At 48.8% G+C, this 17,906-nt stretch carries 8 protein-coding genes and 2 tRNA genes; 1 reads left to right on the plus strand and 9 read right to left on the minus strand.

Going from position 1 to position 17,906, the window contains the following annotated elements:
* Both QM579_RS04480 and QM579_RS04485 read right to left on the minus strand, forming a co-directional pair.
* Positions 1 to 1,807, minus strand: a 1,807-nt coding sequence (locus tag QM579_RS04480) for a HEAT repeat domain-containing protein (protein ID WP_414998008.1), incomplete at its 3' end; no start/stop codon positions are given.
* A gap of 26 nt (positions 1,808 to 1,833) precedes the next feature.
* On the minus strand, positions 1,834 to 2,904 hold the full coding sequence (locus QM579_RS04485) for a protein-glutamate methylesterase/protein-glutamine glutaminase (RefSeq protein ID WP_414998009.1): 1,071 nt from the start codon (positions 2,902 to 2,904) through the stop codon (positions 1,834 to 1,836).
* A 129-nt stretch (positions 2,905 to 3,033) separates the two neighbouring features.
* Here QM579_RS04485 and QM579_RS04490 point away from each other — a divergent pair.
* A tRNA-Pro gene (locus QM579_RS04490) sits at positions 3,034 to 3,111 on the plus strand.
* A gap of 375 nt (positions 3,112 to 3,486) precedes the next feature.
* Here the strand turns inward: QM579_RS04490 and QM579_RS04495 are convergent.
* The 7 genes from QM579_RS04495 to QM579_RS04525 form a co-directional block, all read right to left on the minus strand.
* A complete protein-coding gene (locus tag QM579_RS04495) occupies positions 3,487 to 4,326 on the minus strand; it encodes a hypothetical protein (protein WP_414998010.1) in 840 nt (279 codons plus the stop codon).
* Positions 4,327 to 4,718: 392 nt separating this feature from the next.
* The gene (locus QM579_RS04500; protein WP_414998011.1) at positions 4,719 to 5,138 is read right to left on the minus strand and encodes a bacteriohemerythrin; all 420 of its coding nucleotides are present in this window, start codon (positions 5,136 to 5,138) and stop codon (positions 4,719 to 4,721) included.
* Between the two features lie 593 nt (positions 5,139 to 5,731).
* Positions 5,732 to 5,818: transfer RNA gene (locus QM579_RS04505), tRNA-Leu, on the minus strand.
* A gap of 187 nt (positions 5,819 to 6,005) precedes the next feature.
* Positions 6,006 to 7,502, minus strand: coding sequence for a glycerol kinase GlpK (gene glpK / locus QM579_RS04510; RefSeq protein ID WP_414998012.1), 1,497 nt, complete (start codon positions 7,500 to 7,502; stop codon positions 6,006 to 6,008).
* Between the two features lie 348 nt (positions 7,503 to 7,850).
* Entirely contained in the window at positions 7,851 to 8,282 is a 432-nt protein-coding gene (locus tag QM579_RS04515) for an ACT domain-containing protein (protein ID WP_183719992.1), read from the minus strand.
* 26 nt (positions 8,283 to 8,308) lie between these two features.
* Positions 8,309 to 8,515, minus strand: coding sequence for a twin-arginine translocase TatA/TatE family subunit (locus QM579_RS04520; protein WP_183719989.1), 207 nt, complete (start codon positions 8,513 to 8,515; stop codon positions 8,309 to 8,311).
* 201 nt (positions 8,516 to 8,716) lie between these two features.
* A complete protein-coding gene (locus tag QM579_RS04525; RefSeq protein ID WP_414998013.1) occupies positions 8,717 to 17,185 on the minus strand; it encodes a VCBS domain-containing protein in 8,469 nt (2,822 codons plus the stop codon).
* Positions 17,186 to 17,906: the final 721 nt, after the last annotated feature.

A 17,906-nucleotide genomic window follows, 5' to 3' on the forward strand; every position in this document is an offset into this window, starting at 1 on the left:
CCTCAATTATCTTGAATGATACCATTGGATTTTCGGTTTCAAACATTTGGGCCAGGTAAGGGACAGCATCTACTATTTTGTGTACACCCAGAGCTTCAATCGCCCTGATTTTTACCCAATCATTTTCATCCGCAAGAGCAGAAATAATATGCGGCATAACTGATGCTGTGCCAATTTGACCGAGCAGGTCTACCAGTGCGATCCGCACATCTTTATCTTCGTCAAGCAATCGAGGCAGCAGGCTGGGCAGAAAGTCTTCTGCCTGGGGCCCCAGGTTCTGGAACGCTTCTATGGCCACTTGCCTGACCCGTGCCGAAGAATCTTCAAGAGCTTGAGTTATTTCATCCAGATTTTCTGTAACACTATAACGGCCAAGGGCATAAATCGCCATCATGCGCTGCATGGGGTCTTCACTGTGTGCCCTTTCCTTAAACAGAATGTTAAGCTTGGGGCTATGCAAATTGATGCACGCTTCAAGAGCCATTTCTTGCACATCAACATAACGATGATCCAGCTGAGAGAATACAATATCTTCCGCTTCTGGGCAGGCATGCTGATTGCCAAAAAATATAAGAGCACTCTTCAGAACTTCCGCATCTTCAGATTCTTCAATAATAGAAAGGAAGAACGGTGTGTCAGTGCATTCACCCATTTGAGCTACTTCAGCCACTGCCGCACGGCGCAGTTCGGGGCTGCCCCTCCAGAAGATGCTCTTCAGTTCCTCAACGGGGCTATGGTCAGTGAGAAGTCGACAGGCAGCCATTGCCACGGATATGCGCTGTTCGTCTTCGCTGCGTAAAGCGTCGCGAAGCATAGCGTTGTAGCCGAGGGAGGAAATGGCGTGAATAGCCGCTTCATAAAGTTCGGGTTGGCGTTCTGCATCCAGGCCTGTGGCCAGATTAATAATGGCCTCAGTGGCAGTTTCATTTCCAATGGCGCTCAAACCCTGTAAGGCAGCCAGCAGGATGTCTTCATCATTGTCCGTAAGGGCTTCAAGCAAATAGACCCGCAGGCGTTCCTGCGACTTTGCCGCCAGTAAGGACAAAGAGCGTACACTCAGAATTTGTACTATGGCTTTAACTATTTTGTGCCGCAAGGGAACGCTGACATTTTCAAGTGAGCTGAAAAGAAGTGGTATGGCTTTTATATCGCCCATGCCGCCCAACGCATCAATAATAGCAGAACTGACGAGTGGCGATGCCTGAGGCAATAATTTTACAAGTCCATTGGCGGCTGAAGGGTCTTTGATTTTGGCAAGAGCCTCCACCACTGCGAACTGCACCCATTCTTCATCATGCATAGCCTGACACAGTGGGGGCACGGTCTCCGGGAAGGCTAGGTTGCCCAAGCTTACGGCCGCTTGATAGCGAACATTAACTTCTGGGTCTTTGAGTAGTGCCTTGGCAAGAAGCAGGGCTGCCTGATGCGTGGGGGAATAGCCAAGAATGTCGGTGATGAAAATGCGTAGATCGGGATCTTCATCTTGAAGGTACGGTTGCATGCTTTCAATGCTGTCCCTTCCGATTTCACGCAGAATATCCATAGCTACGTTACGTACAGGAGCTTCTTCGCTACGAAGTAGTGGCAGCAGGGCTGTCACCACATGAGGCCCTCGGATTTTGCGCAGGGCGTATTCAGCAGCTTCCTGAATACCGATATTGCTACTTTTGACAAGTGCGCACAGTAAAGGAATGGCATCATGCAAGGCCATATCGCCAGCATTGAAAGCGGCACTGCGAATGGTGGCGCTGTCGGCGGATTGCAGTGCTTCGATTACTTGCGGAGCCGTGTTGAGCGAATTTTCCATAATATTGCTTCCTGCTGCGCTACGGGTCAGCCTTTGACGATTGTCATGATGGCTTGGGCGATATCGTCTGCATCGAGAATCTGATTGGCCAGTTTGGCATCAATAACAGCCTTTGGCATGCCGTATACTACGCATGAAGCCTCATTCTGGGCAATGAGGCAACCGCCTTTTTCTTTTAAAATTTTTGCGCCGTCGCACCCGTCTGATCCCATACCGGTCAGCATAACCCCCAAGGTGCGGCGTCCCATATTTTTTCCGGCGCTTTCCATAAGCAGGTTAACAGTGGGCTTGTACAAGGCATCGCGGGGTTCGTCCGTAACCGCTACTTCGGGTAGAGGTCCACGCATGCGCACGCTTATGTGCCGCCCCCCGGGGCAGACGTAGGCATGGCCATTTTTTAAACGATCACCGTCCGCTGCTTCAGTAACGCCGATGCTGCAAACACTATCAAGTCTTTTGGCAAACGGGCCAGTAAAAGCCGCAGGCATATGTTGCGCAACAAGAATGCAGGCTGGCAGGTCAGCTGGCAAGGCAGACAGTATTTTCTGCACTACTGGCGGCCCTCCCGTGGAGACGCCCACAACAACAAGGTCGCGTGGCCCGTAGCAGGGGGTCTGAACATAGTCTGCTGGTTGCGCAGGTGCGCGCGTCAGTGGAGCGGCTGGTACAGCAATATTGTTGATGCGGCGGTACTTGAGCCGGATAATGGCTTTGCGCCGAGCCAGCGCTGTAACCTTGCGACGCAGCTCCAGACCAAAAGAATCACGGTCGTTGCTCATATTCTTGGGAATAAAATCCAGAGCGCCGTACTCCATAGCCTTGAGGGTGCTCTCAGCGCCACTTTCAGTTAAGGAGCTGATCATGAGAACGGGCATTGGAGAGGCTTTCATGAGACGCTGAAGAGTTTCAAGACCGCCAAGGCGCGGCATTTCCACGTCCAGCGTCATAACGTCTGCATCAAGCTCCTCAGCCTTTTGCAGGGCTTCAAGTCCGTCTCTAGCTGTGCCGACAACCTTGATTTCCGGGTCCTGCTCCAAGAGAGAGGCAATGGCATTGCGCATAAATGTAGAGTCATCCACCACGAGAACTCGGGTCATACAGATTGCTCGCTCCACTAAGAATTTGTCCTTCAAGGGACAGATTTTATATTACGTCAGGCCTTTATTTTTTACAAATAAAAAATGACTTGCCAAAATTCAACGTCTCGCATATCTTCCCTTTCTCAACGGGATGTGGCTCAGCTTGGCTAGAGCGCAGCGTTCGGGACGCTGAGGCCGCGCGTTCAAATCGCGCCATCCCGACCAGAAAAATCAAGGAGTTACAGGTAATACCTGTGGCTCCTTTTTTTATATCATTAAGTTATGAGAAAATGATTGCAAAATTTGAGGGGTCGTTTGGTGTACTATGTTGACAACGATGCCGTGATCTTGCATAGTCTCAACACAACTGCTTTACACATCCCACGATTGCCCCGGTGTTCCGGGGCTTTCACTTTTTATGGTGAGAAATGCACTCTTTTGAGTCGAATACGCTTCTCGCTTGAGAATTCATTGAGGATTTTGTGGCGACCGTTTGAGCTTTTAGGCCGGGTTAACTCTGAAATGTTTTGCACTTCAAGGTTGCCGCCAAGATGTATTGGGGGAGCCAAGCCTTAATAGCGCAGCTGATCTACCCAGTGATTACACGAGTTTATCCTTTATCTCATCGAAACTCTCGCGCAGTTTCATCGCTTGAGGGTTTTGCGGGGTTTGCACTCCACAGCGTGCTACAAAACAGAGGAATAGCAGGGCTTCCTCAGGATCAGACATGCTATTACAAACAATGTCATAGTATTCGCCTCTGGAGGCTTGATCAAACTTTTTTACACTTTCGGCAGCTTGATGAAAGGTTTTAATGAAAACCTCGCAAATTTCGTGACGGAAAATTCGACGCGAAAATGTTTGCAACAAAGGCGTTTCAATTCGTGCACCAGAAAGCACGCTTTCTACCTCGTCCAGTAATGACGCCACTGGTGAATATTCATCCGTGCTAATTGCCGCATTATATCCAAGGCAATCATTGATTACCAGGCGCACGTCGACAATAGTGTAACGGCGCTCGCGAGATTTTTTGAACTCATCCATCAGTAAAAGAAACATTCTTTCCCTGTGGTATAGTAAGGCATTCTTTTTTTGCTTTTGAAGTTCTTTGCGTTGTTCACGCATTTCATCGTTTTGCATTTTGATCGAAACGATGATTCCCGCAAATGCCAAGCCGGAAAACAGAGTGTTCAACACCCCGAAAGAATCGCCAAACGTGCCGGATTTACTGAAATCTGAGGCAAAAAAATATAACCCCAAGGCTGAGGCGGACCATATGCCAATTACGAGCAGCGCTGCCCTGACAAACAGCGACCACGTCACACGGTCGGGAGATGTTTCCACTTCATTCAAGCGTGTGGGGTGAGCGATAGCTCGCTCGGACTGAGGCTTGCTATCGCTGCCCGCGACCACAGTACGAGGTGGTGTACGTGTGCTCATGATTCCTACCTTGATTCTTGCAAATTAATGGCTCTATTGGCTCGGAACATAATAACCTTAACTTTGACCGTTGCTGTGTCGTCATGCTGTTCTCTGGATGATTCCGGAAAGGAGTATGATGTGGAGACTTGGTCGTATGATCTATGGGGATGCGGTTGTAGTTCGCGCGACAACAAAAATTAAAACAAAGAGTTTCTTGCCCGGGATTTAATGTAATTATGGGAATTGAACGGGGACGTATAAAGCTGTTTTGCAAGGATGTGTCATTTTGAAAATATATTGTACCAGTATGATTACTGGAAAAAAGTCTATAGATGGGTAATATAAATAAAAACTTCTGATATATTTTGTATAGATATGTAAATAGCGATAAAATATACTCTTTAAGGACTTTATTGTTGAGAGTTGAGATACGAAATAAAGTTTAAATTCTTTTTGCATACAACTCTTGTCCAATACATCTTCAAAAAACGCAGAAAACCATCAGCATCTCGCCTGGATCGACACCGCATATCTACAGTTTGAATAATTGCCATGAGTTCTTCGTTGCGTTTGGTTTCCAAGTCATACTCAGGATAATCAGTTTCCTTCATTAACCTTGAAATGGTTAAAAAATGCAATTGAGCATAACTTTTAAACATTTCTGCTGTGGGTACCAGAAACCGATCAATGTCTTTATCGGCATCGCCTTTATGGTAAAAGAACGTATTGATCAGGCTTACAAGGCCACGATGTTGTTCGTCAATGATGGAAATACCAGTATCAAATTCTTCTGACCAAACAATATAGAGAGGGCGGTCTATGCTTTTCATTTTTTTGCAAAGCCAAGATGCTAAATTTTTTATGAATCATTTGCCCTAAAACACAATGTATTTCTGTAGCTACCAAATTTTATAAATCAATTTTTATTGCATTGCAATTTTTCAACCTGTTCTTTAATTATGGCTACATGCAAGCATCGAGCTATAAAACGCTATACATAAAATGTTGAAGGCTGTGATATAGGTTTCAACAATACGATGGCAGGTGCCAACCCAATCGCCTGCATTGCGTAAGTAGGGTGTACTTGCACCGGAAGTGGTGCTGTTATATAGCCATATTAAGTCTATTTACCATAGACTGGAAGAGGGATGGGCATAGGAAAAATTGCTCTGTGGAATGAGCTCTGGACTGTTTATGTCTTGTTTGATGGCGACGTAAACATAAATATTGTGAGCTGCATTACTGCAATTGCATTGGTGAATTTGATACGGCTTATGCTATCATTTACGCAAAATCTTTGCATAGAGTTGCACAGAAATATTTTCCGGGATGTCTACGGTGGGTAGACGTTCATCACAAAGTGGATTGACGGGATTTAGAAAAACGAAAAAAGGCCTGCATTTCTGCAAGCCTTTAACTTTTTTGGTACCGGGAGCGAGACTTGAACTCGCAAGAGGTTGCCCTCGGCGGATTTTGAGTCCGCTGCGTCTACCAATTCCACCATCCCGGCATATAATGTGCTTCGACTTTACTCGAGCCCATATGTGCGAAGAATTCTCTTAGCGTAAGGGATAGGGATTAGTCAAGAACATGTGTGAGGTTTATTGCCTGTAAATGTCAAAAGCATTTTGGGCCAAGCAAAATCATTCCTATGTGGAGGATAAAACATTTGATATAATGACAGGATTTTCTGCCTGTTATTCTTCAATCCAGTGAGAAGCTCTTTCGATAGCACGGTGCCATTGGTGCAACATTTTCTCTTTTTTATCCGTGGTCATTGTGGGCGTGAAACGGCGATCAAGTTTCCACTTGTGAGAGATGACTTCCTCATTTTCCCAAAAGCCCACAGCAAGCCCCGCCAGATACGCAGCACCAAGAGCTGTCGTTTCCGTGATGGTGGGGCGCTCCACCACCACGCCAGTGAGGTCGGCCTGGAATTGCATAAGCATATTATTTCTGCTGGCACCGCCGTCTACACGCAAGGTTGTAAGATGGATCCCTGTATCTTTTTGCATTGCATCGATAATATCAAGTGTCTGTAAGGCAATAGCCTCTATGGCGGCCCGGGCGATGTGTCCTTTTGTGGTGCCTCTTGTCAAACCTACAATTGTGCCCCTGGCGTATTGATCCCAATAAGGGGCCCCCATTCCCACAAATGCCGGGACCATATAAACTCCGCCATTGTCTGGAACTGTAGCGGCCAAACCCTCCAGCTCTGAAGAGTCTTTGATAATCCCTAGGCCATCGCGAAGCCATTGCACAACGGCACCAGCCACAAAAACACTCCCCTCTAGAGCATAGGAATAGCCGCGGCCAGTTTGCCATGCCACTGTAGCCAGCATGTTGTTTTGACTTACAGGGGGAGTTGTGCCGGTGTTCAACAATAAAAAACAGCCAGTTCCGTAGGTGTTTTTGGCCATGCCTTCTTTCATGCAACCATTACCGTAAGTTGCTGCCTGCTGGTCACCAGCAATGCCCGCTATAGGAACTGCCCGACCAAAAAATTCAGGATGTGTTTGTGCCATCACGCTGGAGGAAGGGGCAACTTCAGGCAGCATTGCACGAGGTACATCCAGAATTTCGAGTAAATCATCATCCCATTGTCCAGTGTGTATATTAAAAAGCAGAGTGCGGCTGGCATTGGAAGGGTCAGTGATGTGAACTCCTCTTTTACTAAAGTTCCAGACGAGCCACGTGTCAACAGTGCCAAACAGAAGTTCGCCAGCAGCAGCTCTTGCCCTGGCGCCGGGTACATTATCAAGTATCCAGCGTATTTTACTGCCAGAAAAATAGGCATCAAGAACAAGGCCTGTTTTATCCTGAATAATTTTGGCCTTGCCATCAGCGCGCAACTGATCGCAAAAAGACGCAGTGCGCCGATCCTGCCAGACAATTGCGTTATAGATTGGGGCACCTGTGGCTTTTTCCCATACGATAGTGGTCTCGCGCTGGTTGGTGATACCTATGGCAGCCAGTTCATTGCCGCATACTCTTGCGCGGCGCATGCATTCACGCACAACATGAGATTGTGAATCAAAGATTTCATTGGGGCTGTGCTCAACCCAACCTGGTTGGGGATATATCTGGGTAAATTCTTTTTGTGCGACCTGAACGATATTGGCGTTGTGATCAAAAAGAATTGCACGTGAGCTGGTTGTGCCCTGATCCAGAGCCAGAATGTACTGAGAGTTCATGATTCCTCCATCTGCGCAAGAGGGTCAGCGGATTCTGAATATACTACATGTGGTCGCTTTGTTTGAATAGAGGCAGGTATATAAGCTGCTGTTGTGCAAATATGAGCAAAGGTTAAAATAATTACGGAAGGGGGCCAAGATCTTTTGGCTTTGATGATTTGAAGTTCCTGCTCTCTTTAAAATTGATTTTAACTAATGCTATTCAGATCGGCTGTACAAGATACTCATCGTCGACAGGAAAGGATTTATTGTCAGGAATAAAAAATGAAAAACCCCCGTGAAAATCTCGGGGGTTGATGATGTCGAAGCGCGAGGCTCTTGAGCACCAGCGCGATAGAGGAAATAAAACTATTTGGAGCAGAGGCGGTCAGCAGGAATAATGGTAAAGTTGTTGGCCTGAAGAACCTCAACAGCCTGATCAACTTTGTCGAAGCGGAAAATCATGACAGCGCTTTCCCCTTCGCGTTGCACAAAGGCGTACATATATTCCACATTGATGCCATTGCGCGAAACCAGCTGCAGCACTTCGTCAAGCCCACCGGGGCCGTCATTTACCTCTACGGCTACAACACTGGTTCGCCCCAGGGTGAAGCCTTTATCTTTAAGAACAGATTTTGCTTTTTCGTGATCGCAGACGATCATGCGCAGAATGCCAAAATCTGAAGTATCAGCGAGTGATAGCGCACGGATGTTGATGCCCGCTTCAGCAAGAGTGTGGGTTACTTCTGCCAGGCGTCCGGCCCTGTTTTCCAAAAAAACGGATAATTGCTCTGCTTTCATGATAAAATCCTTACGTCCAACTCAGTTCAGGCTTTATGATTAGGGTCGTCTGTGGAAGAAGGCTTTTTATCCTTGGGCGTGATGTCGATTTCATCCGGCTCAGAAGAGGCACGTCGAAAGTTTCGAATGGCCCTGCCAAGCCCACCGCCTATTTCCGGCAGTTTCTTCGATCCGAAAAGTAGTAGAACAACCACAAGTATGAGCAATAATTCTTGCATGCCAATGCCGAACATGCGGCAAGCCTCCGTTACTAGGTTGGATCGAAAAGCCGTATTACACTTGGAACATAAGCCGCACGGGGCGTAAGGTCAAGGCAGCATGTAGCCAGATTTGTCAGGAGCAGTGGCAGCACCATGCTGGTTTATAAACAAAGCGGGCCATCACCTAAAAAGTGACGGCCCGCTTTTTCATGTGGCGTGAATAGCCAGATCCAGTTAAATTATGCCCTCCGCAAGAGCATTTTTTGAAATCAATATGGTCATACTGTCGCTCGTAAAGGCCACATAGTCGCTGGCCATACTGCTTGGAGTCTGAGCGTTATTCACAGTCCAATCCGAAGACAGTTCTATTTTTTCCGATCCGTTCAGCTGCACGCCATAACTTTCCAAACTGGCAAGACTGGTCAGGTTGTTGCCGCCATCTGTCACGAATATTTCAATATTCTTGATGGTGTTGGTTGCGGGATTTGCGAACAGACTTTCAAGGGAATTTTTGTCGGCACCAATCATCATATCAATGCCAGTGCCTCCGTCCATTACGGTATTACTGGCGCTGAACACCAGTACGTCATTGCCCGAGCCGCCATAGAGCTCGTTGGCTCCGGCACCTCCATCCAGGTAGTCATCGCCAGCTCCGCCAAACAGGCAGTCATCGCCAAGGCCTCCGAGAAGCGTGTCGTTGCCCTCACCGCCGGAAAGGATGTCATTTCCTGACCCACCATGAAGAATATCATTTCCGTGACTGCCCAAAATCACCTGAGAACTGGTTTCACTGACGTCGCCAAACGACCCGCTTGGCTGATTGTTGACGTCGAGATGGATTTCAACCTTGCCAGAAGCGCTGTCTGACCAGATTCCATCATTAACCTTGTAAAGGAACTCTTCTTTGAGCTCTTCGCCATTGGCGTGCATTTGGGCCAGTTTTTTCATGGCGTCCATATCGCTGGACATCGTGTAATTGTATACATAGCCGTCACCACTGGCATTGGTGACAATTTCGAGAGTGCCAAATTCACCTGCTATCGTAGTCCCTGAGCCTGAAACACCAACATCAGCGCCAGTGCTATCTGTGAAGGTATAGCTGAGGGTGTCGCCATCCTGATCCAGCAAAGACAAAGGATTACTGTCAAATGAGAAGTTGTCCCCGGCGGGGATTATGCCGCTGAGAATCACAGGCAGCGCTACCTGCTGACCAACGGGTGCATGGTTGGTGCCATAGTACCGGATCGTCACATCGCCGGACGTATCGCTTGCCCCATGCTGATCTTCCACCTTAACCGAGAAGTCAAACTCGTTGTACTGGTTGGAGGGAAGGCCGCCTGCCTGTGAAGAGTCAGGCTCAAAACTGTATTTCCACTGCTTTTCGCCATTGGCCATTGCCTCATAACGAAGGGTAAGAGTGCCGTCAGGCAGATCGCAGGTAAAGAGTGTAGGATCGACCGTATCCGCAGTAAGAGCATACTCGGTTCCATCAACAACAATTGTGAGGGTATGCAAATCGTTCTTGTCCGGATCGCTGACAGTTATGGTGTTGGTTCCCCCATTTATCGAAATTTCAGGGGCATCGTTAGCGCCAATAATGTCGATCACCAGACTTCCAGTTCCTTCGGCGCCATAAGGATCACGTACAACAAGTTTAAAAATGTCCTTGTCTGTTTCCCCTTCGCCCAAGGCTTTAATGCCGTTGGAGTTGGTCACCGTATACTCATAGTATGTTTTACCATCGGCTCCAACAGTAAGCGTAAGCTTGCCATACTTACCATATAGCTCTGTTACATTGCGTTCACCAAGAATGGGGTCTGTTGTTCTGATGTACACTAACGTGTCATCACCATCAGCGTCTGCAGTTACAATTTCACCAGTAAGAGGAGTATATTTGCCGTCATTGCTCTGAGCGATGTCAAATTCATCCTTGTCCAGAGGAATGGCAGTGTAGTCAGGTGTTTTGTCGCCAGTAGACACAATGATGGGCGCGGTATTGGTGCCCATAATGTTGATATTCAGGTCGGCCGTGGCTTCATTGCCGTGGGTATCCTGAACTGCAATGGTACCGGGAATATTAAGTTCTTCGCCAACCGCAAGCCTGGCAACACCCTGGGGATCGCCCTTAAAGGTGTAGAGTCCTGTTGTGCCGTCGATACTCAGGGTGCCCATATGTATGGCGCCAGGAGTAGAACTTGAGGTAACTTCCCAGCCCGTGGCGGTCTTTATGGCATAGATATCAGAATCGGCAACGTTGCTGCTGTTTTCCTTGATGCTGTAAGTCAAGGCATCGTAATCAACCTGGTCTGTATCATAGCCTTGCGCCTTGCCATGCACGGTATAGTCAGATTCAGTGCCGCCCTGTTTTTCCTTGACTACAAGGAGTGCGCCAGATCCAGCAGGGCCTGTTGCTTCAAGCGATCCGTTCACGCCGTACAGATAAAGCGTAGGCACGTCGTCAGTGCCCTGAATAACAACAGTGATTTCTTTATACGTCGTACCACCCTTATCATCCCGCACAATTACCCGGAATTTTTCATCAATAGACTCGGGCTGCGAAGAAGGGTCATTGGGGTCCGCCCCATTCAGAGCCTGAACATCCGGATGGGAACTGTTCAGTTTGAAATAGTAGCTGCCGTCAGCGCCCATAACCAGAACGCCGTACTTGCCAACGACCATGCTGCCTTCGCCGCTGCCATCAGCATTGGCTACGCTGAATGAAAGATTATCAGCAGCTCCGCCAGTAAAAGAGATGTCAGGGTCACTTGCCTCAACCTTGCTGGTATCACTGATAGTTTTATCATCCTCAGAGACCACAAGATCATCAGCTTTGCTGATCACGGGGTTGTCGTTTGCCGCAGTTATTTCAACATTGATCGTATGCCCGGTGCTGGCCTTGCCGTCGCTGATGTTAACGGTAACAGGGTCATTTACCTTGCCGCCAAAGTTGTCGTTCTGGAAGGCCGGATCAAGCTGGTACGTATACTCGAAATGCGAATTTCCGTTAACGACAGTTTTGGTGATGGTGTACACACCATACTGGCCCTGAACCGTATAGGTATTTGTGCCGGTAGAGGTGACATTACTGCCTTCAAGTGTCAGCGTCTGACCTTCCACGGCGTCAAGGTCTTTAGCTTCAAAGTTTCCAGACGTGCTGGTAGAGCCCCATGTGCCGCCAACTTGCTGGGTCAGGCTGCCATCGGTCGAGCTTACCACGAAGGGCAGATCGTTAGTGCCCTGCACGGTAATTTCTATGACTTTTGAAGTTCCGGTGCTGTCGGTAACCTCGAATTTTTGCTCGATTTTCTCCCCTTCGCGCAGCTTCTGCACGTCAGGATGGTCATTGTTCAGGGTATATGTGTAGCTGCCGTCAGGCTTCAGGGTGATGGTGCCATACTTGGTCACGATCACATTGTCCGTAGAATTGAGGCTTGTGTCGCCCGCACTGGAATCATACCCCGTCAGCTTGAGCCCGGCATTATAGTAGCCATCGCCACCTACCTTGCCAGTCGCCGTGTAGTCTTCGTCTTCCTTGACGGATTCATGCTGATCCTTGAGGCCGTCTCCCGGCTGATTGCCACCATCGCCTGGATCGGGATTGGGATCAGGGTTGCCAGAACCGCCACCACCGTGGTCTGCCTCAGGGCCAGCAACCTTGATGACAAGCTTGATGGGGTCTTCAGAAGTGGCATTGTGAGGGTCTCGAACATAGATGTTGAAGACTTCTTCTTCAATCGCCTTGGAGTTTGCGGCAACAAGAGCTTTGTAGTCAGCTCCATTCTTATCCAGAATATACTGATACGAGCCATCACGCTGGATAATAAGGGTGCCATACTTGCCCTCGATCTGTTGCACCAGGCTGCCCTGGGCTTCCCCGGTAGAGGTGGTGCCATCAACAGCAAAGAAGGTAAGTCTGGTCTGATCGCCGTGGTCGGCATCCGTAATGATTTTTTCAGAGTTGAGCGAACCATTAACTGTAATGTTTCCACCCTTGGCAGTATCCCAGTGTGCCATTTCGTCGCTGTCAACGACAACAGCCTTGCCGTCTCTTTGATCAAGAGTAAGCTTGGAGGTGACTTCTTGCCCGGTGAGGCTGTTGGTGTAGGTCACCTCAAAGTCGCCCTGGGTTTCCGAGGTCACTACCGGAGCGTCATTGGTGCCGTTGATGGTTATCACCAGATTACCATTAGTTGTCTCACCTGCGTGGTTTTGCCCGGATCCCGTTACGTTCACGGGTACGGTTATAACAACGGACTCCCCAACAGCAAGATTGTTGATGGGGGCGGCCAGTTCGCCACCCTCCATAAGTGGCTCAAAGGTGTACTTGCCATCAGGCCAGAGGGTCAGGGTTCCATAGCCGTTGATGGTATATACAGAAGATCCGTCACTGCCTGCGGTAGGTCCGCTGACCTTGCCCATGTCGACGCCGTCGTTGGCAGCCCCCGCAGGAACCGTCACAGTCGGGTTGCTGTACGTATAGGTATCAGACACGCCTGAACCGGAGCTTGGTCTGTCAGAGATGTCCGGGTCATCCACCCCAAGCTGGCCGTTGACCACAAAAGAAGCAGGGTTGCCGCTGTTCGGGTGGTTTGCGCCGAGATGCTGTTTATGCCCGTGGCTGCTTGTGCCGTCATAATGCAGGTAGTAGTAGGTCTCGCCGGGCAGGTCTGAACCGTCTACGCCGTTTTCCTTCATACCTGCAGTATTGCCTACAAGGCGGCCGGGATCGTCATTGCCATTAATGGTGATAACGATGGGCTTTACTTCAGAATACGCGCCGTTGGGGTCTTTTACGCGAACGTAAAATGTATCTTCTGCGCTTTCATTGTTATTAAGCCAGGTAAGATCATCAGTACGGGTATAGGTAAATTCGCCCGTTTGCTGATTGATCTCCAGAATGCCGAACTTGCCCTGAATGATGAAGGTATCGCTTTTAAGGTCAAAGTTGGCTTCATCAGCCAGATTATCGCCACGCAGGTCGTCGTTGGAAACGGACTTGCCGGGCAGAAGATTTACCAGCGAGAACGTAAAGCCATCGCCAGCAGTTACAAGTTCAGACTGCCAAGTATTGGTTGCCGGATCATATGTGCCAGCATCCTCATAGTCTGTAATGGCAATCTGCCCTTTAAGAATCTTGCCGCCTCCAGCAAACTCACTACCGGTATTTTTGCCGTAGTGTTCTTCCATCGATCTATCAAGAGTGCCTAGGTCAATAATTGGTCTGTCATTTGTGCCTTGCACAATGACGCCAGTGGGAGTTTCGCTTACAGGCGAGCCTGTAATTTCATTATTACTGTCGGTTTCGTAAACCCGCACTTCAAAGTTGTCAGTCAGTTTGTCGTTAAAATTCAGTTCTTGAACTTCGTGATTGTCGTTATCAAGCTCGTACGTGTATTTGAAGGGGGCGCTGTTGTCGATATCGCCGTCAGCCTTCGTGCGTTCTATGATGAGTTTTCCATACTTGAGCTGAATTTCAATAGAGTTTTCACCATTCATAAGCTTGTTGACATCATGAAGGGTGCCGTCACTGTCTGCAATAACGTAGTGCATCTTGGCATCAACGCCTGGGTTGTTCAGAGCTTCCTGATCGCCCTTGTCGACGTCATGCGCGTAGAGCTTGCCGCCTGATTCGGGCTGCCCGTTTTCTTCGTTCTGATACTGGGACTTATAGATTTTATCATTGGTGTCGGTAGCTCTGACGGATTCAGCCGGCATGACGCCGCTTTCCACAACGATACCGCGGCCTCCGGAAAGGCCTATGCTGGTAGGATCATCGCTGCCCAGCACTTCAAAAATAAGCTGCTTTTCATCATACGCGCCGAACTGGTCGCGTATCGTGATGGTGAAATCGTCTTTGCCGATTTCATTTTTGCCCACGGCGGCGGCGCGGATGGGATCGATCACATAGCGGTACGTGTAGGTGTCGTTTGTGTGGTCACTGCCTGAAGACGTACGAACAATATACAGATCACCATACAGCCCACCAACTTTAATGGTGTTGTCAGAGGTGTTGTTAGCCAGGTCCATGCCCTGGTCGCCAGTGGTGTTGCTTTCGGCCTTGATGTCGTGGCCGCTCTTCATGTCCAGCGTGTCAATGTCGCTGACAGTCAGCTTGCCCGTGGCTACCTGAACAGTCTTGTCGTCATTGAAGATGCCGCCCACATTACCAGTCAAGCTGATATTATCGTGTGCAATGGACAGTTCGGGAGTGTCATTGGAACCAATGATAGTAACAACAATTTGACCATTGCCCACAGTGGTGGCATGGCCGTCACTTACCGTAGGTGAAAAGGTTATGACCTTTTGCTCGCCTTCGCTAAGTTTGTCCGCAGGGCTGCCCGTGGTATTATTGAGGGTAAAGGTATAGGTGCCGTCGGCATTCATAGTCAGAGTGCCAAAGTAGTTATCGTTGCCAGGCGCCTGATCGGTAACGGTGCCATCGGCAAGATAGTAGACAGTTGTTGAACCGTCAGCGGCCGCGCCAAGAGGCGTGCCTTGCGAGTTGCTCATGCCGAAGGTCAGGTTGTCCTTGTCGCTGAAGTCCACGTCGTCAGCCTTGACCTGACCCGTGAAGCTCAGCTTGTGCTGTTCATTGCGCGAAGCGTCCGTAGCCAGATCGCCGTTGCCGACATCTGTGGTGGGTGTGTTTTCGGCTGTATCGGGGAAGAGGGTGCTGTTGTCAGGGGCATAGACACCACTTTCCTTGACAGTGCCCTTGCTGACCTCGGTAAAGAAAGGTGCGTCGTTAGCGCCGACAATTTGCAATTCCAGAGGAATATCATTCCACGCGCCGAACTCGTCTTTAACAACGACCTCAAGCTCCACGAGCATTGTTTCGCCTTCACCCATACCTTGAACACAATCAGAGCTGTTCTTGAGCGTGAAGGTATAGGAGGCGCTGTTAGAGGCATTGTTGTCAGTGATGGTCAGCGTTCCATAGTAATCTGAAGTGTTCAGTGCAAGAAAGTCGGCCTCGGTAAGCAGAACATAACTGCCAGCGCCGTCGGGCACGACATAAAGCTTGCTGACCATTTCTTGACCAGAAGGCGTGGAAACCTTGAAGCCATAACGCAGTTCAGCGCCATTGTCGTAGTCAGTGGCGGTTATTGTGCCAGTGACCTTGACGTTGTCGTTGGCGCCGCTGGCATCGTTGGCCTTGCCGGATTCTTTGATGCTTTCATGGTTAACGCCATGCTCGTCGGGCAACAACTGCGCATTGCTCCAATGGGCGGCGTCGTCAGAAAAAACGGGGCGGTCATTGGTGCCGATGATGTTTACGTCAATAATATTGTCCCCGCCCACAGGGATGCTGCCATCGCGCAGGTGGTCAATATCATAGTCGTGCAAACCGTACTCGTCCTGCACCGAAGGCCTGAACTGCAAATGCACTTCCTGACCTTCAGCAAGGGCGTTGGCTTTGCCTCCGGCCTCGGTTCCGGTAAGGGTGAACTGATATTGGCCTGTTGACGTATCAAGGCTGAGATCACCGTACTCGGTATGATAAATCGTAATGTTGGGGTTTGCCGGATCAATATCAATGCCGATGATGGTCACAGGAACTGTCCCATCAACAAAACCAACAACGCTGCCAAAGGCAATGTCATTGCCTGAGTTGTCGGTAATGCCGTATGTCAGCACACTGTCGTGGTCAGGGTCACGCGCAACAATCTGGCCTTCAATGGATGTTCTGTGCTGATCAGCCCCGGTACCCCCAGCCTGAGTGGCTGTATTTTCATTGGCATCAAGGCTGTTGGTGGTATCCTTTACGCCATAATTTCCTGCAAAAACGCCATCTTCTTTCAGTACGACGTCGTCGACCCTGATAATGTCAGGCGCGTCGTTTGTACCTTCAATGACAACGTTGATGGGCTGCGTTTTGACGGGGTTGATGCCGTCAGTGACAGTGACAAGAATACTGTCAGTGTGGATTTCGCCCTGCTTCAGTGAGTCCGTGGCGCCGTAATCATCGTTGTTTAAGGTATAGGTAAAATTGTAGGTCACATTTGAACCCGCGTTGGAGGGCGTAATGGTAAATGTGCCGTATTCGGTGGTGACGGTGGTCGTGCCAGTGGCGTTAATGGCATAGGATGTCCCATTAATGACTACAGAGGCGCTGAGCGAGTCGCCATCAGGGTCATTGGCGGAAAAGCTGCCGTTCATGACGGCAACGCCAGCCTCGGGAACAAAATTGCCTGCGGGGTTTTTAACCCATCCGGATTCCTTGAGTGAAAGCGTGATCATCTCGGAATTGGTGCTCAACACTGGCGACAGGTTGAAGGCCGACCCCATAAGCTCTTCAGACGTCACAGAATCCAGCGCAAAGCCATAATCAAGCGCGCCAAGGTGGTCCAGACCGTCTTGGAGGTCGCTGTTGGCATATTCGTTGTAACGGCTGTCGCGTGCAGCGGCGGCGGCAGGCCCGGCAGCTGGCATGAGATCCGGCCCCATTGCGGCAAAAAAGTCCGTGCTGCTAACAAGCTGACCGTCAACCTCAAAGTCAGGGGCAGTGTCCTTGTTATACTCAGTGTAGAAGTTTTCGATGCGAACGCTGGAGCCATCATCAAAGCGAAACAGAAGGTCGCTGCCGGAACGCTCAAGGGTCGCTTCGTCAGCAGGAAAATTTAAAGCAATTCTTGCATCGGGTTCAGCAGCGACAAGAGATTGCTGAGAAGCAGCCGGGCGGGAGATGTTTACAGTACGCATAAATGCCTCCGCAAAACTTTTCCACGAGCTAAAAAAGAAGCTCCAGCGGCAAAAGCTTAGGCATGCGCGCTCAAATAGCGCGATAGATGGTTACCCAATAAGGGCCAAAGTGGGGGATAGCAGGGAGCAGGCGGTACCTGCTCAAGGCCGGATGCCGATCGAAATTGTGGCATGGCCTCGTGCCCGTGAGTTTTGTAGAGGCAAAACTGACAAGCGCAGTGAAAAAAGTAGATACTAAATGATATGAATTATCAATTGCTGGTTAAACCATACGCTGTTTAAAAGTTTGGTCAAGAGTAAAACTTTATTAATCTTGAGTAGGTTAATGACAAAAATCTATACGAGGAATAGTTTTATAAATATCATATTTAATAATTAAAAATGTATTTCCGATAGTATTGAAATATGCATTTTCATAAGGTCCACACGCTATTTTTTGTAGAAATGTATTTAAGCATATATGATTTTTTAAAGCTTTAATGTGTTATTTATCATGATAATGCATGTAGATATGTTGCCAAAAAAGTCTGACAGGTGGGCAAAATTTATCCTAAAAATATTTTTTCTACCGATGGACTCCTTGAGCAACGCAGTGATGGCAATGACTTGGGGACGGGTAAGTCTAATAACATTTTATTTTAATATTATGTAGCTGTAGCGTATTTTCTTTTTTATAGTTGAAAAATGAAAAATAGTGTCGGCCTAATGGGGGCAACTGCGT

This window comes from Desulfovibrio sp., from assembly GCF_047607245.1.
GTDB lineage: Bacteria > Desulfobacterota > Desulfovibrionia > Desulfovibrionales > Desulfovibrionaceae > Desulfovibrio.

Bases quoted from the DNA above. Each gene is read 5' to 3' on its own strand.
- QM579_RS04515 (WP_183719992.1), bottom strand. From the start codon at position 8,282: ATGAAAGCAGAGCAATTATCCGTTTTTTTGGAAAACAGGGCCGGACGC.
- QM579_RS04500 (WP_414998011.1), bottom strand. From the start codon at position 5,138: ATGAAAAGCATAGACCGCCCTCTCTATATTGTTTGGTCAGAAGAATTT.
- QM579_RS04520 (WP_183719989.1), bottom strand. From the start codon at position 8,515: ATGTTCGGCATTGGCATGCAAGAATTATTGCTCATACTTGTGGTTGTT.
- QM579_RS04525 (WP_414998013.1), bottom strand. From the start codon at position 17,185: ATGCGTACTGTAAACATCTCCCGCCCGGCTGCTTCTCAGCAATCTCTT.
- QM579_RS04485 (WP_414998009.1), bottom strand. From the start codon at position 2,904: ATGACCCGAGTTCTCGTGGTGGATGACTCTACATTTATGCGCAATGCC.
- glpK (WP_414998012.1), bottom strand. From the start codon at position 7,502: ATGAACTCTCAGTACATTCTGGCTCTGGATCAGGGCACAACCAGCTCA.
- QM579_RS04495 (WP_414998010.1), bottom strand. From the start codon at position 4,326: ATGAGCACACGTACACCACCTCGTACTGTGGTCGCGGGCAGCGATAGC.